The 26,562-nt window shown below is 41.7% G+C and carries 21 protein-coding genes and 1 tRNA gene; 13 read left to right on the top strand and 9 right to left on the bottom strand.

Features of this window, described 5'->3' with window-relative positions:
* Positions 1-92 precede the first annotated feature (92 nt).
* From HP439_RS07430 to HP439_RS07415, 4 genes are all read left to right on the top strand, one after another.
* A complete protein-coding gene (locus tag HP439_RS07430) occupies positions 93-1,088 on the top strand; it encodes a helix-turn-helix transcriptional regulator (protein ID WP_246229296.1) in 996 nt (331 codons plus the stop codon).
* A gap of 69 nt (positions 1,089-1,157) precedes the next feature.
* Positions 1,158-1,727: an NAD(P)H-dependent oxidoreductase gene (locus HP439_RS07425; RefSeq protein ID WP_172389705.1), complete on the top strand. Its 570-nt coding sequence runs from the start codon at positions 1,158-1,160 to the stop codon at positions 1,725-1,727.
* A 747-nt stretch (positions 1,728-2,474) separates the two neighbouring features.
* A complete protein-coding gene (locus HP439_RS07420) occupies positions 2,475-3,509 on the top strand; it encodes a linear amide C-N hydrolase (protein ID WP_172389704.1) in 1,035 nt (344 codons plus the stop codon).
* A gap of 237 nt (positions 3,510-3,746) precedes the next feature.
* Positions 3,747-3,929, top strand: a complete 183-nt coding sequence (locus HP439_RS07415; protein WP_172389703.1) for a hypothetical protein — start codon at positions 3,747-3,749, stop codon at positions 3,927-3,929.
* 681 nt (positions 3,930-4,610) lie between these two features.
* Here HP439_RS07415 and HP439_RS07410 read toward each other — a convergent pair.
* Both HP439_RS07410 and purD read right to left on the bottom strand, forming a co-directional pair.
* Positions 4,611-4,682: transfer RNA gene (locus tag HP439_RS07410), tRNA-Glu, on the bottom strand.
* Between the two features lie 98 nt (positions 4,683-4,780).
* The gene (purD, locus tag HP439_RS07405) at positions 4,781-6,055 is read right to left on the bottom strand and encodes a phosphoribosylamine--glycine ligase (protein WP_172389702.1); all 1,275 of its coding nucleotides are present in this window, start codon (positions 6,053-6,055) and stop codon (positions 4,781-4,783) included.
* A gap of 145 nt (positions 6,056-6,200) precedes the next feature.
* Between purD and HP439_RS07400 the strand changes: the two genes are divergently transcribed.
* The 7 genes from HP439_RS07400 to HP439_RS07370 all read left to right on the top strand — a co-directional run bounded on the left by HP439_RS07400 (position 6,201) and on the right by HP439_RS07370 (position 15,160).
* Complete coding sequence (locus HP439_RS07400; RefSeq protein WP_172389701.1) at positions 6,201-8,852, top strand: hypothetical protein; 2,652 nt, start codon at positions 6,201-6,203, stop codon at positions 8,850-8,852.
* A gap of 260 nt (positions 8,853-9,112) precedes the next feature.
* Positions 9,113-9,883 (top strand): enoyl-CoA hydratase/isomerase family protein, encoded by a 771-nt coding sequence (locus HP439_RS07395; RefSeq protein WP_172389700.1) that lies wholly within the window; start codon positions 9,113-9,115, stop codon positions 9,881-9,883.
* Between the two features lie 3 nt (positions 9,884-9,886).
* On the top strand, positions 9,887-10,759 hold the full coding sequence (locus HP439_RS07390; RefSeq protein ID WP_172389699.1) for an SDR family oxidoreductase: 873 nt from the start codon (positions 9,887-9,889) through the stop codon (positions 10,757-10,759).
* Positions 10,756-11,388 (top strand): hypothetical protein, encoded by a 633-nt coding sequence (locus HP439_RS07385; protein WP_172389698.1) that lies wholly within the window; start codon positions 10,756-10,758, stop codon positions 11,386-11,388. The genes HP439_RS07390 and HP439_RS07385 overlap by 4 nt, the downstream gene beginning before the upstream one ends.
* Before the next feature lie 105 nt (positions 11,389-11,493).
* Complete coding sequence (locus HP439_RS07380) at positions 11,494-13,230, top strand: phospho-sugar mutase (RefSeq protein ID WP_172389697.1); 1,737 nt, start codon at positions 11,494-11,496, stop codon at positions 13,228-13,230.
* 2 nt (positions 13,231-13,232) lie between these two features.
* A complete protein-coding gene (locus HP439_RS07375; RefSeq protein WP_172389696.1) occupies positions 13,233-13,775 on the top strand; it encodes an NUDIX hydrolase in 543 nt (180 codons plus the stop codon).
* A gap of 71 nt (positions 13,776-13,846) precedes the next feature.
* Positions 13,847-15,160 (top strand): nicotinamide mononucleotide adenylyltransferase, encoded by a 1,314-nt coding sequence (locus tag HP439_RS07370; protein WP_172389695.1) that lies wholly within the window; start codon positions 13,847-13,849, stop codon positions 15,158-15,160.
* A gap of 85 nt (positions 15,161-15,245) precedes the next feature.
* Here the strand turns inward: HP439_RS07370 and HP439_RS07365 are convergent, their stop codons facing one another.
* From HP439_RS07365 to gcvP, 3 genes are all read right to left on the bottom strand, one after another.
* Positions 15,246-16,073, bottom strand: a complete 828-nt coding sequence (locus HP439_RS07365) for an N-acetylmuramoyl-L-alanine amidase (protein WP_172389694.1) — start codon at positions 16,071-16,073, stop codon at positions 15,246-15,248.
* 73 nt (positions 16,074-16,146) lie between these two features.
* Entirely contained in the window at positions 16,147-16,893 is a 747-nt protein-coding gene (locus HP439_RS07360; protein WP_172389693.1) for a 3-keto-disaccharide hydrolase, read from the bottom strand.
* A gap of 83 nt (positions 16,894-16,976) precedes the next feature.
* Positions 16,977-19,850 carry an aminomethyl-transferring glycine dehydrogenase gene (gene gcvP, locus HP439_RS07355; protein ID WP_172389706.1) on the bottom strand — a complete coding sequence of 958 codons (2,874 nt, stop codon included), beginning with the start codon at positions 19,848-19,850 and terminating at the stop codon, positions 16,977-16,979.
* Between the two features lie 357 nt (positions 19,851-20,207).
* Between gcvP and HP439_RS07350 the strand changes: the two genes are divergently transcribed.
* Positions 20,208-21,128: a dimethylarginine dimethylaminohydrolase family protein gene (locus tag HP439_RS07350; RefSeq protein WP_172389692.1), complete on the top strand. Its 921-nt coding sequence runs from the start codon at positions 20,208-20,210 to the stop codon at positions 21,126-21,128.
* On the top strand, positions 21,125-22,048 hold the full coding sequence (ctlX, locus tag HP439_RS07345; protein WP_172389691.1) for a citrulline utilization hydrolase CtlX: 924 nt from the start codon (positions 21,125-21,127) through the stop codon (positions 22,046-22,048). Before HP439_RS07350 ends, ctlX begins: the two co-directional genes overlap by 4 nt.
* 3 nt (positions 22,049-22,051) lie before the next feature.
* Here ctlX and HP439_RS07340 read toward each other — a convergent pair whose 3' ends face one another.
* From HP439_RS07340 to ftsY, 4 genes are all read right to left on the bottom strand, one after another.
* Positions 22,052-22,675 (bottom strand): cyclic nucleotide-binding domain-containing protein, encoded by a 624-nt coding sequence (locus HP439_RS07340; RefSeq protein WP_172389690.1) that lies wholly within the window; start codon positions 22,673-22,675, stop codon positions 22,052-22,054.
* Positions 22,675-24,264: a bacillithiol biosynthesis cysteine-adding enzyme BshC gene (gene bshC / locus HP439_RS07335; protein ID WP_172389689.1), complete on the bottom strand. Its 1,590-nt coding sequence runs from the start codon at positions 24,262-24,264 to the stop codon at positions 22,675-22,677. Before bshC ends, HP439_RS07340 begins: the two co-directional genes overlap by 1 nt.
* Positions 24,265-24,512: 248 nt before the next feature.
* Positions 24,513-25,856, bottom strand: a complete 1,344-nt coding sequence (gene rimO / locus HP439_RS07330; RefSeq protein WP_172389688.1) for a 30S ribosomal protein S12 methylthiotransferase RimO — start codon at positions 25,854-25,856, stop codon at positions 24,513-24,515.
* 142 nt (positions 25,857-25,998) lie between these two features.
* The coding region (gene ftsY, locus HP439_RS07325; RefSeq protein ID WP_172389687.1) for a signal recognition particle-docking protein FtsY at positions 25,999-26,562 on the bottom strand (564 nt) is incomplete at its 5' end.

Genomic DNA, 26,562 nt, shown 5'->3' with positions numbered 1-26,562 from the left:
AGTAAGCGGGTGCTTCTTGATTCCCCTGTAACAAAACAATTTATAATTCCTGCATTTTCGGCTTCTTCAAGAAGATCTATTAAATAATTCCAATGAGCCCTCCAAGTCATCAAGATTCTTTTCTATGCGTTTTCAATAGAATTAATCGTAACCCGCCGCGTGTTCGAATAACGGCCAAATCGGCCACGGCATTCATCGACCAATACAAATTAATTTGTAGTTTTGTTAATAATCTATTTCTACACAAAAGAAAATTAGAGCTTAAGATGCTGGATGATAACGGACTATATAACAATCTTAGGATAGCTGTTCCGGCAGATTTTCAAAATGTGTTTTGCCATTTTTATCTTGCGGTGAACAACTCTGAAGTACCTATTACTAAAACGTTGTTACCATCATACCAGTCCATTGTGTTATTTAATTTCGGCACCGAAATCACCCTTTATTCGGACCAAAATGTACACATTAGGGTTAACAAATGCATCGTGATGGGACCTATAAAAAAAGGATTTGATTATTCTTTACCTCCCGACTCAGAAATATTGGTAGCCACTTTTAAGGGTGATGCTTTTTATCGTTTCTTCGGCAACGCATCGATTACGGGAACCCTGTCATTAAACCCCGACGAATTATTAGGCGGGAACTGTTTTACGGAATTATGGACCGACCTTGATAAAATAAACGACGCGGCCGAAAAAGTTAATTATATTCTTGAATACTGCAGGCCATTTCTACGACAACGAAACCCCATCGCTGAACAGATAATAAATTTTAAACGTCAGAATCTAAGCCCGATTAAATCGATTGCGAAAAATCAGAATCAAACTGAAAGAAATATCCAAATTAAGCATAAAAAATACTTGGGATATTCTGCAAAAGAACTAAATCGTTACCGAAGGTTCATAAGAACTATTAAGCTCATTCAAAATATCGTATCCGAATCTAAACAAGTGGATTGGTTCCAAATCATCGACGAATGTGGGTACTACGATCAAAGCCAGCTCATTAATGATTTTCAATATTACATAAAACTCACTCCGAAAAAGTATCTTAAATTCCAACAGGATATTTGCGATCCAATAAACTGATTTTCGCTTTCTTACAATTTTAGCATATAGGAGTAATCTACTTTTGAACGATAACAAAAAAGTAGAACGATGAGACATTTAATCATTTATGCACACCCAAATCCAAATAGTTTAAACAACCACCTGAAAATAGCTTGTTCCCAACACTTGGTTCACGAAGGACATGATGTCGTTGTCAGGGATCTATATCTATTGAACTTTAATCCGATTCTTTCTTTAGAGGATATGGCTGGGCAAGTTCAAGGAAGAGTTTCAGACGATGTGAAACGAGAACAGGATCATATTGTATGGGCGGACTGCATTACATTCATATACCCCATTTGGTGGACAGGGTTACCTGCCCTTATGAAGGGCTATATCGACAGAGTATTTAGTTACGGTTTTGCTTACTTTTATGATCAAGGACTCCAGAAAGGACTTTTGCAAGGAAAAAAAGCAGTTATAATCAACACACACGGAAAGTCAAAAGCTAATTATAGTGAGGTCGGCATGGATAAAGCGTTGCTGCTTACATCTGACAACGGGATCTACGCCTATTGCGGTCTGGAAGTCAAGCAACATCTCTTCTTTGGCAACGCGGATAAAACCGACCGTAGTACCGTTGATAAATGGACAATACAAATAAAGGAGGCATTTTAAAACTTTACTTAGCCGTCGTTAGCACTGCAATTCCGCAATAGACTCCTAATTTTGTATCGTTAACTTTTGCTCACAGGATGCTTCTGGTTGAAGTAGGGCGCACACCGCTAATTAAATGGTTTTCAATGAACAACTATGCTTTTTCAAATAGCACTATTTCTCTCTCACATGATACGAATTGATGAATAAACGGTTGTTTGGTAAGTAGTCCTGAAAAAGTATATGTTTTTCAGGGCTAGTCAGGTCTTTGCCACTCGACGCCCTTAACGCTATTGCCCCGCTTTACGTTCCGGGGGCCATGGTTTAGGCACATCAAAAGTTAATCAACTTGAGCCGAAATAGTCCAAAAAATCAAACAGAAGTTGGCAAATCGAAAATTTGACTGAGTTAGAAAGGTAGTACCAACATCTCCACTCAACTAAGTGCATACTGTATAAAATAATCTCGGTCTCTACATTTCCTTGATTGGTATACAAGAACGTCGATAGTTTTTTGAGGGGTGAAGGTTGAAGAGCTAGCAGATTGATTTAGAAGAAATAAGAGCCACAACGACTAGAAAAAAAAATGCCTATTATATCTTTTTTTTTACTTTTGTAGTAGGGCGGACTTTTTAAGCACTTTGATTACGTGATTCAACTGTTTGCTGTGGTTGTTTAAAAAAATGGCTCTTTTAATGGTTCTTTTTTTGATATTAATTCCTGAAAAATAATAGCACCAACTTATTAGGCACATTAAACATCTTTAACTATGAAGTATTTCTTTTTTTTTGTAGCATTTCTTTGGGTTCAAAAGGATTCTCTGGCCTGTACACGAGTAGTGTATAAAGGCCCCAACGGAACAGTAATCACTGCCCGCAGTATGGACTGGAAAGATGAAATTTCAGCTAATCTATGGGTATTCCCCAGAGGAATTTCCAGAAGCGGTGAAGTGGGGCCCCAATCTGTAAAGTGGACTTCCAAATATGGCAGTGTAGTTTCAACGGCCTGGGATATTGCAACAGCGGATGGCTTAAACGAAAAAGGATTAGTAGCAAATATGTTATGGTTGGTGGAATCCAGTTATCCAAAATTCGAACCCAACGGAAGTAAAAAGGGCATCGCAATTTCGGCATGGGCACAATATGTATTGGATAATTTTGCGACTGTAAATGAAGCGGTAGAAACTTTAAAAGACGAACCATTTGTGATAGTCAGTGATTATATTCCTGGCACTGATAAATTTACAACCCTTCATCTATCCATTTCTGATGCTTCAGGCGACAACGCGATATTTGAATATATTAACGGAAAGTTGGTAATTCATCACAATCCATCATATACTGTAATGACTAATTCTCCGGTATTTGGAGAGCAGCTTGCCTTAAATAACTATTGGGCAAGTATTCCCGGAACCATTATGTTGCCCGGCACCAACCGCGCTGCTGACCGATTTGTCAGGGCGTCTTACTATATCAACGCCATTCCACAAACTGAAGATACAAGGACTGCGGTGGCAAGTGTGTTTAGTGTGATCAGAAATTGTTCTGTACCTTTTGGTATCAGTTCTGAAACCGAACCGAACATTTCCTCAACTCGGTGGAGATCTGTAGCAGATCAAAAAAATAAGATGTATTATTTCGAAAATGTTTTAACTCCAGGCACTTTTTGGGTAGACCTCACCAAATTTGATTTGAAAGAGGGGGCGGCATCTATGAAATTATCTCTAAATCCGAACACTGCTTTCAACGGTCTATCAAATTCGAGTTTTGAAGTAGCAGAACCATTCAAATTTTTGGGAATCTAACCTCCCTTTCTACAACAAATTTTTCTTAAAGAATACACTGCCTTTATAACATATTGCGCTTTTTCTTCCGCAAGGATCCCGAAGCCAGCCCACAACAGGTTACAAATACCTCGTTGACGTTAACCTTCTATGATTAATCTGCCGCTGCACAGCTAGACTCTGTAACCTTTTCGATCGCTAACCAAAATAAAAGCTATTTATTGACACAGGAGAACGCTGTTATCAAAGATATCCCAAATGTGCCTTAGAAGCACGGGTAGTAAGAAAGGATTTATTACCATAGATTACAAGGCAGATTTCGGCAAAGGTGACACTGTCAATGACACCACAGAGATCGCTTATGACGACTTTATTCTTGACGTGCCCCAAGACAGTTTGTTTGCTACAAAAGGCTCGAAGAGATATATCCGGTTTTACTAGACAAGCACCCCGAGCGGTTCTACTGTTGAAACTCCCTCGATCACCAGGATTTCCTTAACCAATTGAAACGTAAAGGGTAATATTGTAGCGCGTATTCAGCCTAGCCTGTAGACCTACTGTTGTCGGATGATGGAAAGTTTCTGTACCTATACGAAGCCTCGAATGCGGATCTTTATCCTATAAGCAAAGATGTATTAATGTTAGGCGCAAAACAAGAACTTGCCTATGCATTCCCTGACAAGTTGTTATTTTATGTTAATAGATAGATCCTGGTGTAACAAATACTGCTGAAGCTACGTTATATAAGCAATTCATAATTTAGGTTAATAATTGGTTAGTTAGTTAAAAATCCTGAGGCTCCCCGCTTCAGGATTTTTATTAAAGGAAATTTGGGACTATAGAAACATATATTCGAACGTACCAATTATACTGGTGACTAGTTGCACTTGAGTTTTCATCGAATAGAACAGTTTTCACTATATTCTATCGACAATTTTATCTCTTTGCAATAGCCTTGCATCAGAAGTTTGCCTGTTAATCGCGTCAATACACCTCAACTGATAACGCCACGATTGACACCCTGTTTATTTGGGAATTTTTTGAAGAATCCATATGTTGTAAAAAACAAAAAGTCTGCAAACATAGTGTTTGCAGACTTTTTAATTTTGACTTCAAGTCTAGTAGCCCGTAGGGGAATCGAACCCCTGTTTCCAGAATGAAAATCTGGCGTCCTAACCCCTAGACGAACGGGCCATTTGCTTTTGGTGATGCAAATATAACAGCAATATTCGTATCACCAAAATATTTCATCTGTCAATTCTATAATTTATTGACTTTGAAAAGATTATTTTTTAAATTAAATCAAAACCGATGTCCTTACGGAAATATTTCCGTTCAAAAAATATTCTTCCCGCGTCAGCAGTGCCTTGCTGCAACGCTTCGAACAAAGAATCCTGTAACGTCGTCACCGCTAAAACACGTCCGCCCGCAGTAATAATTTTACCGTCGACCTCCTTCGTTCCCGCGTGAAATACGATAGAGTCTTCTACATTCTCAATATTGGTAATCTCTTTCCCTCCCTCGTATTCGCCAGGATAACCACCAGAAACTAAAACAACCGTAACTGCCGTTTTGGGACTCACCGTATATGAACGCTTATCCAAATCGCCATTAGCAACCCCTTCGAGAAGATCTAGCAAATCCGATTCAATTCGAGGTAATACTGATTCAGTCTCTGGATCGCCCATGCGTACATTATACTCAATAACAAAAGGCTCGCCATCGACATTCATCAAACCGATAAATATAAATCCTTTATAAGGAATTCCGTCCTTTTTAAGACCCTCGACCGTGGGCTTAATAATCCGCTCTTCAACCTTTCCTAAAAACACGTCATCAGCAAAAGGAACCGGAGAAATGGACCCCATACCTCCTGTATTTAGCCCAGTATCTCCTTCGCCTATCCGCTTGTAGTCTTTAGCAGAAGGAAGTACCTTGTAGTTTTCTCCGTCAGTAAGAACAAACACGGAAAGCTCAATTCCTTTCAGGAACTCTTCAATCACTACGACAGAACTTGCAGCACCAAATTTCGCATCGGCTATCATCGCTTGAAGTTCCGCTTTTGCGTCTTCCAACGTTTCACAAATTAACACCCCTTTACCTGCTGCAAGGCCATCTGCTTTTAGCACAATGGGAAGACTTTGCGTCTCCAAGTAAGCTAACCCATCGATTAGGTTTGATTTATCAAATGACTTGTAAGCTGCCGTTGGGACATTGTGTCTAAACATAAACTCTTTAGAAAAGTCTTTCGACCCCTCTAGCTGTGCTCCATGACGTTGTGGCCCTATAACAGGAATATGCTTTAGATCCTCGCGATCAAGAAAATAATCATGAATACCGTTAACTAACGGTTCCTCTGGTCCTACGAGCACCATGTTTACGTCATTGGATAACGCAAAAGAAGCTATACCTTGAAAATCGTTTACTTTTAAATCGACATTTTGTCCATATTGACTTGTTCCTGCGTTTCCTGGCGCAATAAATAGCTTGTCTAATTTTGGACTGGAAGATAATTTATAGGCAAAGGCCGACTCTCTCCCGCCCGCACCAATAATTAAGATATTCATATACTAAATTCGTTTTGTAAAGGTTTCTCGAATCAAACACCAACGATCCGTGAGCGACAAAGATACCGATGTAAATCAATAATCTACAAAAATTCACATATCGTTCTTTGTTTTTTTGTATTTTGGTTTCTTAATTCAAACCGATATGAGCCTAAAAAAGTGGATAATAATGGTATTTACCATACTCTCCCAGTACTGTCTGCAAGCACAAGATATCCAGAGCTTTCTAACCAAAATCAACGACTACAGTATCCTGAGACCTACAGAAAAAGTGTTCCTCCACCTCGACAAGACCAATTACACCGCTGGCGAGACCATCTGGCTTAAAGCCTATGTTACCGTCGGCATTGAAAATCTCATGTCAAATTTGAGTAATATCGCATATGTAGAACTGATAGATCCGGCAGATCAGGTCGTCACAGCAATAAAAATTCCGTTAATAAGCGGTCTGAGCTTTGGCGATATAAGTTTGCAGGATACCTTAATCGAAGGCACATATCGGTTACGTGCCTATACCAATTGGATGCGAAACGATAGTACGAGCTACTTCTATAACCAAAATATACACCTTACAAATGGAAGGATAGACAATATCCTAACCTCTTCTTCACTAGAAGGCGAAAATTACACCATTCGTCTTGAAGAAATTAACGAACAACCATTAAAGAATACCTACGTAGAATATGTAATAGCTGATGAAGACAAGGTTTTAAAAAAAGGTCGAGAGAAATCGAACGAAGATGGTGTCATACAAATACCCTTTAATGACAAGTATTCCCAGGCCAAACTTACACTTTCCTTTAAAAACACAACCCACGCACCAATCAAAAAGATTTTCAACCTACCTTCATCCGCCGCATCAGAAAACAGTATACAGTTTTTTCCAGAAGGAGGAAATCTTCTTGTCGGAACCCTCAACAAGATTGCAGCCAAAGCCATACAGCCTTCAGGACTTGGAGTAAAAGCAACATCACATATAATAAGCGCCAAAGGAGATACTGTAGCAAAACTAGAAACAAACAAATTAGGTATGGGTGCGGCCTCGATATTTATCAACACGAACGAGCCCTATCACGCTATAACGAGCTTTGAAGATGGTAGCTCAATCAACACGAAGCTACCTCCGGTTTTAACGTCTGGATACAATCTTCAAATTAACAATGACAATGCAAACAAACTTTTTGCGCAGGTAAACTTATCCCCGGATAAACAAGACGGGTCCAACATCTATTTTATGTTGCATTATATGGGCCAAACTTATCACACTTCGCTGCAAAAAGCCTCACAAGCGCAACTCGGCTTCTCCGCTAATAAAAAGGATCTGCCTGCAGGTGTTGTGACAATAACAATTCTTAACGAGAACCTCGATCCGATCATCGAGCGCCCGGTTTTTATACACCACACGGAAAACATACTTCCTCTGGCGATAACATTAAACAGTCCAACGACCAATACCAGAAAAAAGGTGTCGGTGGCCCTGGAAACTGGAAGTCTGGGCGATAGTGTTCGCAACGCGGTTCTGTCAGCGTCCGTCATTAACAGCTCTAAATACGAAACCAAGGCGAATAAATTCGCGGGCATCGAGAGTGCGCTCTACCTTAGCAGCGAACTAAATGGTTATATTGAAGATCCTTCTTATTACTTCGAACAGAATAAAATTAAAACTACAGAAATTGACAACCTACTTCTTACCCAGGGTTGGCGAAAAATTGACCTGTCGTCGGTAGACAGTACGGTTGCACCGGAATTTCCTGCCGAGAAAAGTATTAGTATTCGTGGCCAAGCAAACAAGCTCGGACGTAAAGCTGGGTTTCCAAATGCAAAAATGACTTTAATTTCCACCATGAACTACATGGATTTTATCGACACTGTTGCAAATCAAGACGGCATGTTTTCCTTTGACAACCTTCTTTTTCCAGATAGTGTAAAATTTATTTTAACGGCCAAGGACCAAAAAGGGAAAAACAATATCGACATTCGATATTTCGAATCAAGCACACCTCAAGTAGGTATAAATAAAAACAGACCCGACGCATTAAACAACATAAATAGTATCTTCCAAAATGAGCTAAGAGCGAGCAAAAAGTATTTTGCTGCTCTTGAATCACAAGGACTCATGGAACGCTCGATCGCGATTGAAGAAGTTCAGGTTACCGCTGATGCTCGCGTAAATAAAGCCTCAAAAAACACATCGAATTTCAACGGTCGGGGTAATGCAGATCAAGTCTTAGGGGCAGAAGAATTATCGACCTGCTCAACATTGGATATGTGTCTGAACGGCCGCCTAATGGGTGTCTATTTCCAAAATGGAGTCCCCTATAACACGCGCTCGAACGCACCCATGCAACTTGTATTAGACGGGATGTACATTGATGCTGATCAAATTCAAATGATAGTTCCTTCACAGGTCGAAAGTATCGAAGTACTTCGTAACTCAAACTATACAACTATTTACGGTCAATACGGATCAAACGGTTTAATTATCATCACATCAAAAACAGGTGCTGATGCCCGGCAACGATTTAGACCAAAAGGAATCATAACTATACAGCCGAAGGGGTTACATATCACTAAAACATTCTACAAACCAGAATATGAAATCGAGGCAAAAAACGTTCTAGAGCAGGACCTGCGCACGACAATACACTGGGAACCCAATATTATCACTGATAAAGAAGGAAAGGCAAACTTTTATTTTTACACCTCGGATGAGCCGGGATTATATATAATCAATATCCAAGGTCTCGATTTCGCAGGCAGGCTTATCAGTAAAACACTTCCTTTTGAAGTAAAATAACTCAGTACGACATCTCTTAAATAGTGTACAAACTTCTTAGTCTGTACACTATTTGTTTTTTTCCGCACCCGTCCCTGTAACATGATATTAATTATGCTGGACTTTTCCTCATCATCACCCCTGCGCATAAAACTATGAGGTATCGACCCATTACCTAGCGCCACTCCGTGCAATATTTCTATGGCCCCCACGCCACCTTACACGTATCTTTATTTATTTTTTCGTATTTTTCGAAGAACTAGCACTATAAATATCGGAATATGGGGGAATTCATTAAATCGCAAAACACGGATCATATATTACATTTAGGATTGGACCGTGGACGATCCAATGCGCTTCACATGGAAATGGTTCTTGAGTTAACACAAGAACTTGAACGGGCGAAAAATGATCCAGCAGTAGAAGGGATCGTATTACATGGGAAGGAAGGTTTTTTCTCGTCAGGATTAGATTTAATCACGCTTTACGAATATGATGAAAAAGGAATAACTGAATTTTGGAATGCCTTCATGGACCTTGTTTACAATCTTACCTCTTTTCCAAAACCTTCAATAGCCGCCGTTACAGGCCATAGTCCTGCTGGAGGCTGTGTACTTGCAATATGCTGTGACTATCGGGTTATGGCCGAAGGAGAATTTATCATCGGCCTGAATGAAGTGCCTGTCGGTATCGTCGTGCCTTCAAGTATCTTTTCCCTTTACAGTTTTTGGATCGGGCAAGCACAGGCTTATCGCAACCTTTTAGAAGGCAAGCTTCTGAATCCTACGGACGCTTATTCCTGCGGGCTTATCGACGAAACAGTTCCTGCAGACAGAATATTAACTGCCGCGGCACGAAAAGCCAAAGTTTACGCCCAATTCGACAAGACCGCTTGGGCGACAACAAAGCTTAATCTCCGCAAAGAATTGCTTAAAACCCTGGAGGACAGCAAAACGATTGCAATAAATCAGGTGTTGGAACAATGGTGGAAACCATCGACACGTCAAATACTTAAGACAATTATCGGCAACCTAACAGCAAAAAAAGCATAACTTATGATAGAAGGAGCACTTAAAGAGAACGCGTTAGTCGGCAAAACCATTGTCGTTACAGGCGGAGGCACAGGGCTGGGTAAGGCCATGGCAACCTATTTTTCCGAACTGGGGGCGAACCTTGTACTAACAAGTCGCAAGCTCGAAGTATTAACCCAGACTGCGGAAGAGATAACAACGAAAACCGGAAATCCTGTTCTCCCTGTAGCCTGCGATGTGCGCGAGATAAACCAAGTAGAAAGCTTGCTCGAACAAACTATTGAAAGATTTTCCCGCGTGGACATGTTGGTAAACAACGCCGCAGGAAATTTTATATCGCCCACGGAGCGTCTTTCCGCCAATGCCTTTTCGACGGTAATCGATATTGTACTTAAAGGCACCGTGAACTGTACACTTACTTTTGGAAAAGATTGGATAACCAAGAAGCAAAAGGCGTCCGTACTTAATATCGTGACGACCTATGCCTCTACCGGATCTGGTTTCGTCGTTCCTTCTGCAATTGCAAAATCCGGCGTGCTAACCCTCACTCGGTCTCTTGCCGTGGAATGGGGGAAATACGGGATCCGTCACAACGCTATAGCGCCTGGACCGTTCCCCACAAAAGGAGCGTGGGAAAGACTCCTACCGGGGGATCTTTTAGAGAAGTTCGACTTTAAAAATCGAGTTCCGCTCAAACGTGTTGGCGATCACCAGGAGCTTTCCAATCTGGCGGCATTTCTGCTATCAGACTTTGCGGGGTTCATCAACGGCGAAGTCGTAACCATCGACGGAGGAGAATGGCTGCAAGGAGCGGGTGAATTCAACAACATGGAGGCTATTCCACCGCAGATGTGGGACAGTATTGAAAACACCATTCGCAAATCAAACAAATCATGAAAACAATAATACCCATCCTTTCGTGCATCTTTTTGCTTTTAGCAGCCTGTACCTCTTCCAACAAGAACACAACCAACACGCAAAGTACAAACGACAGTCTCGCCACCGTAGATCCCGTGGAGGACACCCGACAACTTACAGAAGTGATAACACGCTTTGTGCGGGCCTATGTAAGCAAAGACAACCAAAAGGCCAACAAGCTTATTCATCCCGATCTAGGTTTATATATTATTTATCGGCCAGGGGCAATGGACACCTATCAGCACATTGATAGCCTTGATTTTAATACACCTGTTCCTCAACACTTCCCCTATAACGGGGTGAAAAACGATTTTGCCCTTACATTCGATAACCTCCCAGTATTCGACTGTGGCACGGACAAATGGGATAAACTTGGCTTAGTTGTCGATACCAGCAAAAACGCCGATCAGTTAACCTACATCGCCCAATTCAAACATAAGTTTGAAGAAATTACGGACGACGAGTTAGCGCAGATTAAAGCCGTCGAAAAGGACTGTTATCGCGTCATCCTTACCAACGGGGATAACCTAATATTCCACGTAAAAAAGTATAAAGGCGCATGGTACGTATTCCTTTTAGATCGTGCGTACGGCTGGTGCGACGCCTAGATATCGTATCGTCTTTTAACGAATGCATTAAAAATGCTAAAAATGATTCAACGACTGTTCAGTTAAATAAGAAAAAGCTATATTTATTGCACAAAAATGCATACAATGAGCAATATCGATCAAGCGACACAAAACCGTATTAATCAATGGCTAAGCCCGCAATACGATAGCGACACCGTAGCTAGCGTACAAAAACTCATAGATAATAACCAAGAAACAGAACTTATTGACTCCTTCTATAAGGAGTTAGAATTCGGTACTGGAGGTCTCCGGGGTCTCATGGGTGTTGGGTCCAACCGTATAAATAAATACACTATAGGCAAGGCTACACAAGGTCTTGCGAACTATTTAATAGAACAATTTCCAAATGAGAAGCTCAAAGTCGCTGTTTCGTATGATAGCCGCAATAATTCTCAGAACTTTGGACGACTGGTCGCAGATGTTTTTTCAGCGAACGGGATTCAGGTATACCTCTTTGAACAGCTAAGACCAACGCCAGTACTTTCATTCGCAGTAAGACATTTCGGATGCCAAGGAGGCGTTATGCTTACCGCATCGCACAACCCCAAAGAATATAATGGTTATAAAGCCTACTGGAATGATGGCGGTCAGCTTGTCGCTCCACATGATACGAATGTCATTGATCGTGTCAATGCCATCGCTTCAGTTTCCGAAATCCAGTTTCAAGCTGATCCAAGCCACATCACCCTGGTAGATGAATCGTTCGATGATATCTACATCCAAGCAAACAAATCATTAAGCATAAATCCAGAGGCGATAGCGGCTCAAAACGACTTAAAAATAGTGTTCTCATCAATCCATGGGACAGGCATAACTGTCGTTCCTAAAATGCTTGAGGCGTGGGGTTTTACGAACATCCACATCGTACAGGAACAAGCAACACCCGACGGAAATTTCCCGACTGTAATATATCCTAATCCAGAAGAGGAAGAAGCGATGTCGATGGCCAAACATAAAGGACAACAAATTGACGCTGATGTTATTTTGGCAACAGACCCGGATGCAGACCGTGTGGGGCTAGCCGTAAAAAATAACGAAGGGGAGATTCAACTGCTAAACGGCAACCAAATTGGAAGTCTGCTTATATACTACGTCCTATCAGCTAAAAAGGAACAAGGTCAACTCAAAGAGAATGACTATATCGTCAAAACAATCGTCACCTCCAATCTGATGACCGCTATCAGTGACTCCTTTGGCGTGAAACATTACGAAACGTTAACAGGGTTTAAATTTATCGGTGAAGTTATAACACGTCTACAAAGTACGGAGAACTATCTTGTTGGTGGTGAAGAAAGTTACGGCTTCCTTGTCGGCGACTTGGTTCGAGATAAAGATGCGATAAGTTCTTGTGCTTTTATTGCGGAAATGGCCGCTTACTTCAAGAACAAGGGGCAAACACTATTCCAAGTGCTAATAAGCTTATACAAAGAATACGGTTTCTACCAAGAAAAACTTATATCACTCACAAAACAAGGAAAAGCAGGAGCAGACGAGATCAGACAAATGATGGCCGATCTTCGCGCTAATCCTCCACAAAAACTCGGAGGAATTCCGGTAGAAGAAATTAGAGATTACCAGTCTGGAACCGCAACAATTTTGGCTTCCAGTACCCAATCAAAAATAGACCTTCCGTCGTCCAACGTATTACAGTTCATCACTGAACAAGGAGATGTAATCTCGGCCCGTCCATCGGGAACAGAACCAAAAATAAAATTTTATTGTTCCGTAAAGGAAGCGCTCACAAATACAGAGAACTATCTTACCATCTCAAAGAAGCTCGAACAAAAGGTGAAAAACATCATGGAGGACATAGTCGTATAGAGATGGAAAAATGGAAATTATTAGACTCTAAATACATCGTCGAACGACCTTGGGCGACCCTCCGTGTTGATAAACTGCAGATGCCCAATGGACATATCAAAGAAGAATATTACGTCCTAGAATACCCAACCTGGGTAAACATGATTGGCTTTACAACAGATCAGCAGATTTTGTTCGTAAAACAGTATCGTCATGGGGCTGCTAAGGTACTCGTAGAGTTGCCCGCGGGAGTCGTAGAGCCAGGTGAGGAGCCTGCAGAGGGGGCCCGTCGTGAGATGCTCGAGGAAACGGGATACGCCTTTCAGAGTATAGAGAAAATCTGCGAACTTTACGCCAATCCCGCCACTAGTGATAACCTTACACACACTTACTTATTAAAAGGAGGTGTCCGGATACAGGAACAAAATCTTGACGATTCTGAAGATATCGAAGTAATCACTTTGAACGTGGAGCAAGCACGAGACCTCCTATTGAGTAACAAAATTGGACAGTCACTTCACAGTGCCGCTCTTTTTTATACTTTTCAAAAATTAGGCCTGCTTTAACTCGACCTAATATTATTTTACATGCCGCGCTATTGCCCAAATAATCCCACGTTTTTCGTAACTTTGCCGCCATGGCAAGAGAAATTTTTGAGACAAAGAGAAAAGCGCTGAAAATTAACTTAAACCCCGACATATACGGGACATTTGCGGAGATCGGTGCTGGACAGGAAGTTGCTAGAAATTTCTTTGGAGCTGGAGCCGCATCGGGAACTATCGCCAAAACCATATCCGCATACGATATGACTTTTAGTGATGCCATATATGGTGTTGAAGAATCCGGCCGATACGTAAGCCGAACACGAGTCATAAAAATGTTGAATCATGAATTCAATCTTCTCAACGAGCGCCTTCATGGCGAAAAATACGTTTCAAAAAAGTTTTTCGCGTTTGCCGACACAGTAACCACATTAAATTTTGCTAAGAATAATGATCCACACGGATGGATCGGCGTTCGTTTTCAAGCTGAGGTTGGTGGTCCGATAAATGACATCGTCATTCACGTACGCTTATTGGACAGCGATTCTCGTCTACAATCCAAAGTCTTAGGCATCTTAGGTGTAAACCTGATCTTTGCTGCATACTATTATTCCGAAGATCCGCAAACGATGATCGAATCACTAGTCGACAATCTTTCTGTCGGTTCTGTGGAGATCGATCTAGTTAAAGTATCTGGCCCCATATTTGAATCGGCAAACGAGCGACTACTGAACCTTTACCTAATAGCGAAAGGTTTCGCAAGAGCCGCAATTTTCCGTCCCGATGCAAAAGCTGCACAAATAAAAGATTATCTATATAAGAAGAATATAATTATTCTTCGTACAAAATACCGTCAAAAATCAAATCCGAACTTTGACCTTTTTAACAGTGCTTTAGAACAGTTTTATAAAAACACGGGTGCCAAGCCCGAAGATACAGTTGTTCTTATCGAGGTGTTAATGGGTAACGTACTTGATGAAGAACAGCTGATCACCGACGAAGACTTGACATATTTCGCTGAACGTGCAGAATACTTGTGTTCGACTGGAAATAATATTATGGTTTCCAACTTCCGCCGGAACAATCACCTTGCAGAATTCATCAAATCATTCAAACCTCAACATGTGGGAATTGCGACAAACGCTTCTAACTTAAGAAATATTTTCAACACCCATAACTACAGTAAAGAAACATATACAAATGAACTCCTTTCCTATATTTCAGGAATGTTTAGTAAAAATGTAAAACTCTACGCGTATCCATACTTAGACAAAAAATCCGGAGACATCATCACAACAAAAAATCTACCGGTGGCCGAAGAAGCGAAATCACTTTTCGACTTTCTTATAAAAAACCGATATATAGTCGACATTGAAAATTACGATGAGAAATTCGTAAAAACGGTCTAACGTTAAAACCGGAATTCTATAAAGAGCAATAAAAAAACGCCAATCGTATTGATCTTGGCGTTTTTCATTTGATGCAATAATTCAATTACATATACTTCAAAAAGATCGAATAGAGAATCTTTTGGTCGTTATCGTTAAGCTCCGAGGTGGTCGTCTCCGTTTGTATGTAATGGATTTTGAATGCTTTGATTGCTGCGTCTAAATTCGAGACGTCGTAGCCAATCACCCTCAAAGCAACCCTTGGGTCGAATCCTTCAGGCACATCTTGCAGCACTTGGTCATACCAATACCCGAATCCTTTGTCTGCCAGAATTTTCCATGGAAAGCGAGACGGGTCATTCTTACGCGTTGGCGCATAATCCATATGTCCAATAAAATTCGATTGCGGAATTTTATAGGTTTCTTTCAGATATTGTAATAGATCAACTAGTGCATTTATCTGTGCCTCTGGCCATGGGTCGGTTAGGCCATTATTATCAAGTTCAATTCCTATCGACGAAGAATTAAGATCAGTGTCATTTCCCCACTTACCTAACCCGGCATGGTGGCCGCGGTAAAGGTCATTGACCATTTGCACGATCTTCCCATCACGGCCGATGACGTAATGTGAACTAACTCCTGCCCTAGCACTATGGAAGGTTTTCACCGTCTGCGCTAAGGAGTCCTGTGCTGTATGGTGGATCATGACATAATTTGGTTTACGTACGCCAAAATTAATCGAACCTATCCATTGTTTATCATGCGAAGTAATAAGTTTCTCAAGCTGAGACTCTACAGGAGCCTCTTTATATTGTATAGAGAAATCTTTTGCCTTTTTCTTATAAACCTTCTCTGTCGCGGCGTATTTACCACCGCCACAGGATGCGAAAATCAGCATTGCGGCCAAAGGGGCCAGATACCATGTACTTTTCATCTTCGTTTTGTTTGTCTAAAAATACAATTCCCATTCCAATTACAACAGTTCGCTAGAAAATTGTTACCGCGGCCTATTTTTCTGCTACAATTTGGCTCTCCTGAATACTGCCCTCGTCTAACTCGATAACTCTCAGATTGCGAAACTCGATATGCGCTCCCTCGGATTCTAGACATAAGTATCCTTTTCGCTTACTTGCATCTCTAATTCCATTGACAAATTTCCCATTTACGGAAAGCTTAATTGTTCCGTCGACGCACACAACAGTATAGGTATTCCATTCCCCTCGTCCTAGGCAGCGATTCTCCACGGACTTACTGCGGATCCCTCGCGGATTGTCGGGCACTGTACTGTGTTTACCGGCGCCGAATAACTCGCCGTGGACATACGCTATCGGAGGCCTTTCTCCATTTGATAGGTGCTGGTTAACCCAGTCTAGCTCCAACATCTGCACCTCTACACCGCTAGGTAGTCGGTTATGCGACTCCGGGTTAGCATCTGACCATACGAAAATTCCAGAATTGCCGCCGGCCTCTAGATGCCGCCATTCTACGTGCATGATGAAGTTCTGGTACATCTTCTCCGAACGCACAACGCCAATAGGATGACCTTTACACGTCAACACATCGTCTTTTACGCTCCAAGTAGTGTCTTCAGTGTTTACTTGAATCCAGTTCATTGTTTCTTGTTCTACCGATTCTGTCAGAAAATCATCAAAACGATTAACATTTCCGAACCGAAAGATCGGCTCTTGTCCATACGAGAGGTAAGTAGCAGCGAAGAAAAATAAGGTTAGTAAGGTTGTAGTCAACTTAATCATAGGAATTGTATATGGTATTTCCTAAAAATATAAAACTCCTGTTACATTTCTATAACAGGAGCTAGAAAACTAATGTATAAAGCTTACGCTTCCGCGTAGGCTTCGATAGGAGGACAAGAACAAATTAATGTTCTGTCTCCTTGCGAATCATTCACACGTCCCACGGAAGGCCAAAATTTATTGGCTTTAACATATGGTAGTGGATAGACAGCTGTCTGACGACTATATGGCTTATCCCATTCATCTGCAGTCACGACATCTGCCGTATGTGGGGCATTTTTCAGGACATTATTATTCTGCTCTGCTTCGCCCTGTTCCACAGCGGCGATTTCTGCACGAATAGCAATAAGTGCATCACAGAAACGATCAAGCTCCGCCTTTGATTCCGATTCCGTCGGTTCTACCATTAGCGTACCTGCTACCGGGAAGGAAACCGTCGGTGCATGGAAACCGTAGTCCATCAAACGTTTAGCGATATCCGCAACCTCAATACCAACTTTTTTAAATCCTCTGCAATCTAAAATCATTTCATGAGCACAACGACCATTAGCACCCGCGTATAACACAGGGTAGTGATTTTCTAACCGTGCTTTGATATAGTTGGCATTTAAAATAGCCATTTTAGTAGCATCCGTCAACCCTTCACCACCCATCATAGCGATGTATGCGTAAGAGATAGTCAAAATAGAGGCCGAACCGAAAGGTGCCGCCGAGACAGCTGAAATTCCCTCTTCTCCAGAAGTTGCTATCACTTCATGATTTGGTAGAAATGGCACTAAGTGTGAAGCCACACCAATCGGTCCCATACCGGGGCCACCCCCGCCATGAGGGATACAAAATGTCTTATGTAAATTTAAGTGGCATACATCAGCACCAATAAACCCAGGGCTGGTTAAACCCACCTGCGCATTCATGTTCGCACCATCCATATAGACTTGACCACCATTAGCGTGTATAATCTCACAGATCTCAATGATAGATTCCTCAAATACACCATGTGTAGACGGATAAGTGACCATTAACGCGTTCAGATTTGCTGCATGCTCTTCTGCTTTAGCACGTAAATCATCTACATCAATGTTACCCGCATCATCACACTTAACGACAACAACCTTCAGTCCAGCCATAGATGCTGAAGCAGGGTTTGTCCCATGCGCAGATGCTGGAATTAAACAGATATTGCGATGCTCCTCACCGCGGCTATGGTGATAAGCTCGGATGACCATCAAACCGGCATACTCACCTTGCGCACCAGAATTCGGCTGGAAAGACATTTTCGCAAATCCAGTGATCTTTGATAACCACTCATTAAGTTCATTAATAAGCTGCATATAGCCCGTTGTCTGATCCGCGGGAGCAAAAGGATGCAAGCTCCCAAACTCGCCCCATGTTAATGGAATCATTTCAGATGTGGCATTAAGCTTCATTGTACAGGACCCCAATGGAATCATCGAGTGGCATAAAGATAAATCCTTTGCCTCAAGAGATTTTATATAACGAAGCATATCACTCTCCGAATGATATTCATTAAATAACGGATGCGTTAAGTAAGCCGTCTGACGTGCAAGTTCGACCGGAATTGACTCGCCTAGATCGTTAACAATTTCATCTAGATTAATATCAGTGATCGATTTACCTTTGATCTTCGCGAAAACTTTAACAATCGTTTCAACATCTTCATACGTGGTGGCTTCATCGATAGAAATCCCTACTACGCCTTCGCTGTAATAAAAATTAACCTCGTTATTAAGTGCCTCACCCTTTAACGCGCCAAGCTCATCGCCTACCGCAAAACGTAACGTATCGAAATAACTTCGGTTCAATTGTTTATACCCTAGCGCCTGTACGGCCTTATCAACTAATTTTGTCAGATCGTTGATACGAAGGGCAATATTTTTGATACCTTCAGGACCATGGTAAACAGCATAAAATGATGCCATAATAGCTAACAGAGCCTGCGCGGTACAAATGTTCGAAGAAGCTTTATCACGACGGATATGCTGCTCACGCGTTTGAAGCGCCATTCGTAAGGCATAATTTCCGCTCGAATCTGAGGTGACACCAATAATACGGCCAGGGATATTACGCTTATACGTATCCTTTGTTGCAAAATAAGCGGCATGAGGACCACCAAAGCCCATCGGTACGCCAAAACGTTGTGTATTACCAACGACCACATCAGCTCCCCATTCTCCTGGAGGCGTCAATAACGCTAATGACATCAAGTCAGCAGCAACACAGTTCGTAATATTTTTTTCTTGAGCCGCAGCAGTAAACGCAGCATAATCTGCAACGGTCCCATCTGCAGACGGGTATTGAATAAATGTGGCAAAAACGTCGTCAGTAAGATTCTCTACGGAGATGTCGGCTACACGAATTTCTACGCCAAACGGGACCGCCCTAGTTTGTAGAACATCCAAAGTTTGCGGATATACGTTTGCTGTAACTAAAAATACATTTGCGTTTTTATTCTTACGTGCGCTGTAAAGCATAAACATCGCTTCGGCAGCTGCTGTAGCTTCATCCAATAAAGATGCGTTCGCCACCTCAAGACCAGTCAGATCTGAAACAACCGTTTGGAAATTCAACAATGCTTGCAAACGTCCCTGTGCTATCTCCGCTTGGTATGGTGTGTATTGCGTATACCAGCCTGGGTTTTCAAGCACGTTACGCTGAATTACACCAGGTACAATCACATCGTAGTAACCTTGACCGATATAAGATTTGAAAACCTTATTCTTATCGGCAATTTGCTTTACCTTCGCTAGATAAGCTTTCTCACTCAACGCCTTCGGGAGCGCCAATGGCTGCTTCAATCGAATTTGACTTGGAACAGTTTGCTCGATAAGTTCGTCTACCGATCCTACGCCTAGATAGGCTAACATTTCTTGGGCCTCACCGGCTCTGGGGCCATTGTGACGATCCTGAAATTTTTCTTGATAAAATACGTTGCTCATTTTTGCGCTTAACTTTTTCATTCAATCTTTCTAAAGCACTCTCATACGCTTTAAAAAGCACCATTTCTTCAAAAATCATTTGAAAGTGCAAAAATACGATTTTATCCCCGAATAAACACATGCTCGCACATTTCTTAAAACTCAAAAGTCAATCAACCGATTGCACTTGATCGAAAAATGATAAAATATTGAAAACGAGAGTAAATAGAGTAACAATAGAACGTGAAATATACCGTCATTTTTAACGTTATACCACAAGGTTCAGGGCATATTTCTGAATCGCAAAATTATTCTATCCGAGCGCGCCATGGTCAACGAAATTGTATAACTTTGAGTTCCAATATTAGACTAAAAGAAATGATTAAACTGCATATAGAGAATGAAACGGCTAGACTTCGATCCGTTATACTGGGGGTAGCGAATGACAACGGTCCAACTCCCACCAGTTCTCAAGCGTACGACCCCAAGTCCTTAGAGCACATTCTTGCTGGGTCCTACCCAACCGAATCCGATATGGTATTCGAAATGAGCGCTTTTCAGGAGATCCTAGAGCGTTATGGGGTACAAGTTTATCGCCCACAAATTATTCAAGATCTTAACCAAATATTTTCTCGAGATATCGGTTTTGTAATCGGTGACAAATTTGTAAAAGCAAACATTCTTCCCGACAGAGCCCAAGAATGGGAGGCGCTCAGCCTGATCACAAACCAGATTGACGAAAAAGATCTCATTATCGCCCCGGAGAACTGCCATATCGAGGGCGGAGACGTCATTATTTGGAACGACTACATTTTTGTCGGCACCTACAAAGGGGACGATTACGCTAATATTAACACAGCAAGAACAAATCTCAATGGCGTATCATTCATCAAAGACACTTTCCCCGACAGAACGGTGAAAGAATTCGATCTAATCAAGTCGATGACCGATGCTCGTCGAAATGCCCTTCATCTGGATTGTTGCTTCCAACCTGTCGGAAAAGATAAAGCGATTATTTACCCCGGCGGTTTTAAGGAGCCCGCAGACTACCATTTCCTCCGAGATTTGTTTGGAGAAGAAAATCTTTTTAAAATCACCGATTTAGAGATGTACGAAATGTACAGCAATGTCTTCTCTATTTCAGAAAATATCATTGTCAGTGAGCAGCGTTTTAACCGTCTGAATAACTGGCTCCGTGAAAACCACTTCCTGGTTGAGGAAGTTTCTTACCACGAAATTGGAAAACAAGAAGGGCTACTCCGCTGTTCCACTCTACCTCTTTTACGTGATAAAATATGATCGCCAATACACAAACGACCGATACGCTGCTCATGGTCAGACCGGGGCAATTCCGGAAAAACGAGGAAACCGCTATCGATAATTATTTTCAAGAGGACGTCGGTGGCAGGCACCTCGCAATATCAGCGACTCGTGAATTCGATCACTTCGTAACCACATTAACCGATTTTGGATTAAACACGCTTGTCTTACAAGACGACGGCCATTTGGATACGCCAGACAGCATCTTCCCCAACAACACCATTTCATTTCACAAGCGAACTGCAGTAATCTATCCGATGTTTGCTCAAAATCGACGTCGTGAACGGCAACTGAATCCTTTAGGAGCACTGGCAAGTTGGGGATTAATCTACGATGATATAATAGACTATAGCAAACACGAGGAACAAAACATCTTTCTAGAAGGTACCGGCTGCTTAATACTAGACCGTATAAACAGGATCGCCTACTGTTCCCTGTCCGCACGCGCCCACGCACCCCTCATTCATCAATTTTGTTTAGACTTAGGGTACGAGGCATTTATCTTCCAAGCGAATCAAACCGTCGGCAACTTGCGTAAGCCTATATACCATACTAACGTAATGATGGCTATTGGGACACATTTCGCCCAAATCTGTTTGGATAGCATTGACAACGTATTGGAACGCGATAAATTAATTCATAGACTGGAGGCTTCAGGAAAGACAATCCTCCCAATAAGCGAAGATCAAATGAACCACTTCGCGGGAAATATACTTGAAGTTTGCTCAACAAGCGGCTCTCCAGGGATTGTAATGAGTTCTCAAGCCTACAGAAGTCTAAATAGGTCTCAGATCGATCAACTGGAGTCTTTCGGAACCATAATCCACTCTCCCTTAGACACCATCGAGGCTGCAGGAGGAGGAAGTGCGCGTTGCATGATCGCGGAGGTATTCTATTAGCCGCTATTTTTTACGACTGCTTCGTTCGTCATTTAATAGCTCTCGACGCACCCGACTCAGGCTTTCAGGAGTTATCCCCAAATACGATGCAATCATCCATTGTGGCACCCGCATCATAAGGCTCGGATAAGTTTCCATAAATGCTATATATCGCTCTTTGGCCGTCATGGCCAACAGGGAGCTTATACGCTTTTGCTGTACATAGATATTACGCTGCAAAGAACTATCTAAAAAACAAGCAAAGTCGGGATTCTGTTGAGAAGCCTTCGTCAAAAAATCTGGCTGGATAAAAACAATCACAGAGTGTTCAATCGCCTTAATATAATATTCTGAAGGTTTATTAAAATACTGGCTTGCCCGGTCCGAAACAATCCAGTTTTCGGGTGCGAACTGCAGAATGTGTTCACCTCCCTTTTCGTCTAACGAGAATGACTCTAGTAAACCGCTTTCTACGAAGAACGTGTAGCTGCAGACTTCTTCCGCCTGCAAAAGAAACGTATTATGAGGTACTTCTTTAAAGGAAAAGTAATCGTTAAGAGCCATAAAATTCTCTCTCGATAGTCCTCCCTTTTCCGTATAATAACGATAAAAGTTAGTTTCTTCTAATATAATTTCTGCCGATTCCACTAATACAGGATTGTAAATTTAAATTCCAATGGGTTAAAATGGCGCTCAAGCTCTGTTACCAGCTCGTCTCCGTACTTTACATATAAAGATGCAAAATTTTCCGTTCTTTCTTGCAACCCTCCCCCCGGAAATAGATAATCCTTCAATCTCTCAATCTGGATTAGAGCTTCCGTATGATTACGCTTTTCCGCTTTAAGCAACTTCTTTTCCAAATTATTTAAAGCTTTCTTCAACCGGGCTTTGACAGCATCTGTGCTCGCTCCCAACGTCGGGTCAATTTTGTGCGCACGAAGCTTAAGTTTTGCAAAAATGGAGTTAAACTCCATCATTTCATCGCGCAAATTAAGCCTATGTGTCGTTTGACGACGGACATAATCATCCTTTAGTGTTTCCATCGGGCGGAATATACTTTTCAAAGTAAGATCTAACCGAAATATTTTACCTACAATTTTATCATCCGTAATAATAGCCGAATTTCGTGGGATAAGAATCGGAAACTCCACCCCATATTGATCAAAATTTGCCTTTAGCTGTAACCAATATACTATTTCTGCACCACCGCCCACATACGCTAAATTAGGAAGGATAACCTCCTGGTACAAAGGCCGCATAATAACATTCGGACTAAAACGATCGGGATGGCGATCTATTAGTTCTTCTAACTCTGAACGTGTAAAATAAATATCTTGATGAAGTATCTCATATCGGCCGTCATCCAAACGGACGATACGTTCCCGAAACGCGTCCGTGAGGTAAAAGAAATTAATGTCTCTGGCATGCACCTGCGTCTTGAATCCTAGCTTGGACAGTGAATCAGAGGTGTTTTGTACCACTTCCGCACTTCTTTCTTCCAACACATCCGCTTTAATATAAGGAATGAAAGGTTTTTTTAATGCCGCGGTATCCGCATCGATAATAACCAGTCCGTGTGATTTAAAAAGCGAGTTTACCATTACACGGGTCGCCTGCGCTAGATTCAGCCCAGACCGATAAGCCTCTTCAACAATGGTCGTCAGCTTTTGTGCGTTGGGCCCTAACCCGAAGGTGCCACAATATTGTTTAACGGCCTCATCGATATCTGCGGTCGACATACGGCCGGTACCAGAAACTGCCGGAGTTTCCCATTCAATTTTTTTTCCGAAAACACGAGTATGATTAATTTCCGCAAAATCATGATCCTCCGTTGCCATCCAATAAACGGGTACGAAATTACTCCTAGGATAGGCCGCTTTTAAATCTTTAGCTAGACGTATTGCCGTTACAATCTTAAAAATAAAATACAACGGACCCGTAAATATATTCAGTTGATGCCCGGTCGTAATCGTATAGGTGTTCTCCTCCGCAAGAAGCGAAATATTTTGTGCAACTTCTGGCGAGATATTTAGTAAATCTCCATACTGTTTCCGTAATTCCGCGGTAAGCAAATCACGATGCGCAAAGTTTTTCTTTTCTTCAATCTGAGCAGCAAAACTGGCTAGCTCAGCAGGTCGATTATAAAACGATGTAAGATTTTCATCTTTCTCCAAATATGCCAATAAGGTCTTTGAAAAACTTCCTGTATCACTATAATCAATATATGTTGCTTTCATCTAAATATAATTCGATCACGACTTTAAAGAGCCAATTTTTGTATTCGAACGCGAAGGAAATCCGCGGATTGGCCACATCAAATACCCGCTCAAATTACGGAAATTTCGGCTAATCGCAGATAGCCTTTTGCATTTTAATGATTTAATGACACTGCATGGATTTTTTCATCCATCACCATCCTCTAATCAAAAATCTCCGAATCCTAGAAGAGGAAACGGAGATTCTCATTTTTTTACTTGAAGATAAATTAGTTTTTATCGCTTACTATTTGGCCATAAAGATCAAAATCTTCTGCTCGATCAATCTTGACATGAACGAAGTCTCCGATACGAGCGTAGTCTTTACGCGCATCTAATATAACCTCATTGTCTACCTCTGGAGAGTCATATTCGGTTCGACCGATGAAATAATCACCGTCAACTCGATCTACCAACACTTTATATGTAGTCCCTATCTTGGCCTGATTGATCTCATACGAAATGCCTTGCTGTACCTCCATAATTTGCTCGACGCGCGATTCTTTTATTTCTTCGGAAACGTCGTCCTGCAGACTATGTGCATGTGTTTTCTCTTCATGGGAATATGTAAAACAACCTAAGCGGTCAAATCTAGTCTCCTCTACCCAATCTAACATTTCTTGGAAATCTTGATCTGTTTCTCCGGGATACCCGCAAATCAAAGTCGTGCGCAACGCAATATCAGGGACTTTATCGCGAATCTCTTTAACTAAGTCAATCTGCTTCTGTTTTGTTGTGCCGCGTCGCATTGATTTCAACATAGGGTCGCTGATGTGCTGCAATGGCATGTCCAAATAATTACAAATATTCGATCGCTCATTCATAGCATCTAAAATATCCATCGGGAAACCTGAAGGGTACGCATATTGCAACCGTATCCATTCAATTCCGTCAACATCGGACAAATGACGCATCAAATCCGATAGATTTCGCTTTCCATAAATATCCAGACCATAATATGTTAAATCCTGCGCAATCAATATTAATTCTTTTGTTCCTCCCGCAGCTAAAAATTTCGCTTCCTTTACCAAGTCATCAATAGTTTTAGAAACGTGCTTTCCCCGCATAATGGGAATGGCACAGAAAGAACAAGGGCGGTTACATCCTTCGGCTATTTTAAAATACGAATAATGAGACGGCGTGCTCAGCATGCGCTCACCCAATAGCTCGTGGCGGTAGTCGGCACCAATGGAGGACAGGAGATCGGGTAAATCATTTGTTCCGAAAAATGCATCAACCGATGGAATTTCTGCCGAAAGCTCTGGTTTATAGCGCTCAGAAAGACAACCTGTAACGATTACTTTATTTACCTTACCTTGCTCTTTAAGCGCGGAATATTGCAGAATAGTATCGATCGACTCTTGCTTTGCGTTATCGATAAAGCCACAGGTGTTAATTACTATAATATCGTCCGCTTTGATATTAGACGCTTCGTGTACAACGTCCATTTGGTTGCCTCTGAGTTGTCCCATTAGCACTTCCGAGTCGTGTATGTTTTTCGAACAACCCAGTGTAACGACATTCACGCGGGGTTTGCTTGCCGGAGTGGCAACCTTAGCATATTTTGTTTTCATTATTTTTGAATCTTTAATAACCCATTGGTCGTTTGCAGAAGAAATTCTCCAAGAAAGTCCTCATTCAACGAATGAGTTATCATCTCTAATCAGATAAGGTATAGTTGACTCCTCTAAATAGCAACCACCTAATTGGATATGATTAATTAAATAAACTATCGACAAATTCCTTTTTATTAAAAAGCTGTAGATCGCCTATTTTTTCACCAACTCCTATATATTTAACGGGAATTTTAAATTGATCGGAAATTCCGATGACCACGCCTCCTTTAGCCGTCCCGTCAAGTTTCGTTAAAGCGAGCGCGTTCACATCCGTGGCCTGCGTGAATTGTGTCGCCTGTTCAATTGCATTTTGTCCAGTAGAAGCATCTAAAACAAGTAAGATTTCATGCGGCGCCCCGGGAACGACCTTCTGCATAACGTTCTTTATCTTGGTTAACTCATTCATCAGTCCAACCTTATTATGTAGCCTCCCAGCCGTATCAATTATAGCGACATCATCGCCATTAGCGACAGCCGATTTTATCGTATCGTATGCTACCGAGGCCGGATCCGAACCCATTGCCTGAGCAACCACCCGTACACCTACCCGCTCTCCCCAAAGTTGGATCTGATCTACTGCCGCAGCACGAAATGTATCCGCAGCGCCCAATACAACCTTATTACCGGCTTGCTTAAGCTGATGTGCTAATTTCCCTATTGTAGT

Origin of the sequence: Sphingobacterium shayense, from assembly GCF_013179575.1 — a bacterium.
Taxonomy (GTDB): Bacteria; Bacteroidota; Bacteroidia; order Sphingobacteriales; family Sphingobacteriaceae; genus Sphingobacterium; species Sphingobacterium shayense.
Note: the sequence above shows the minus strand (reverse complement) of the source record. Positions and strands in the feature narration are given on the sequence as shown.

Excerpts from the sequence above, each read along its gene's own strand:
- rimO (WP_172389688.1), bottom strand. The coding sequence starts at position 25,856 with ATGAAAACAAAATATGCTAAGGTTGCCACTCCGGCAAGCAAACCCCGC.
- gcvP (WP_172389706.1), bottom strand. The coding sequence starts at position 19,850 with ATGAGCAACGTATTTTATCAAGAAAAATTTCAGGATCGTCACAATGGC.
- HP439_RS07365 (WP_172389694.1), bottom strand. The coding sequence starts at position 16,073 with ATGAAAAGTACATGGTATCTGGCCCCTTTGGCCGCAATGCTGATTTTC.
- HP439_RS07360 (WP_172389693.1), bottom strand. The coding sequence starts at position 16,893 with ATGATTAAGTTGACTACAACCTTACTAACCTTATTTTTCTTCGCTGCT.
- HP439_RS07395 (WP_172389700.1), top strand. The coding sequence starts at position 9,113 with ATGGGGGAATTCATTAAATCGCAAAACACGGATCATATATTACATTTA.
- HP439_RS07420 (WP_172389704.1), top strand. The coding sequence starts at position 2,475 with ATGAAGTATTTCTTTTTTTTTGTAGCATTTCTTTGGGTTCAAAAGGAT.
- HP439_RS07375 (WP_172389696.1), top strand. The coding sequence starts at position 13,233 with ATGGAAAAATGGAAATTATTAGACTCTAAATACATCGTCGAACGACCT.
- HP439_RS07415 (WP_172389703.1), top strand. The coding sequence starts at position 3,747 with ATGTGCCTTAGAAGCACGGGTAGTAAGAAAGGATTTATTACCATAGAT.
- HP439_RS07385 (WP_172389698.1), top strand. The coding sequence starts at position 10,756 with ATGAAAACAATAATACCCATCCTTTCGTGCATCTTTTTGCTTTTAGCA.
- bshC (WP_172389689.1), bottom strand. The coding sequence starts at position 24,264 with ATGAAAGCAACATATATTGATTATAGTGATACAGGAAGTTTTTCAAAG.
- purD (WP_172389702.1), bottom strand. The coding sequence starts at position 6,055 with ATGAATATCTTAATTATTGGTGCGGGCGGGAGAGAGTCGGCCTTTGCC.
- HP439_RS07430 (WP_246229296.1), top strand. The coding sequence starts at position 93 with ATGAGCCCTCCAAGTCATCAAGATTCTTTTCTATGCGTTTTCAATAGA.
- HP439_RS07370 (WP_172389695.1), top strand. The coding sequence starts at position 13,847 with ATGGCAAGAGAAATTTTTGAGACAAAGAGAAAAGCGCTGAAAATTAAC.
- HP439_RS07350 (WP_172389692.1), top strand. The coding sequence starts at position 20,208 with ATGATTAAACTGCATATAGAGAATGAAACGGCTAGACTTCGATCCGTT.
- HP439_RS07380 (WP_172389697.1), top strand. The coding sequence starts at position 11,494 with ATGAGCAATATCGATCAAGCGACACAAAACCGTATTAATCAATGGCTA.
- HP439_RS07400 (WP_172389701.1), top strand. The coding sequence starts at position 6,201 with ATGAGCCTAAAAAAGTGGATAATAATGGTATTTACCATACTCTCCCAG.
- ctlX (WP_172389691.1), top strand. The coding sequence starts at position 21,125 with ATGATCGCCAATACACAAACGACCGATACGCTGCTCATGGTCAGACCG.
- HP439_RS07390 (WP_172389699.1), top strand. The coding sequence starts at position 9,887 with ATGATAGAAGGAGCACTTAAAGAGAACGCGTTAGTCGGCAAAACCATT.
- HP439_RS07425 (WP_172389705.1), top strand. The coding sequence starts at position 1,158 with ATGAGACATTTAATCATTTATGCACACCCAAATCCAAATAGTTTAAAC.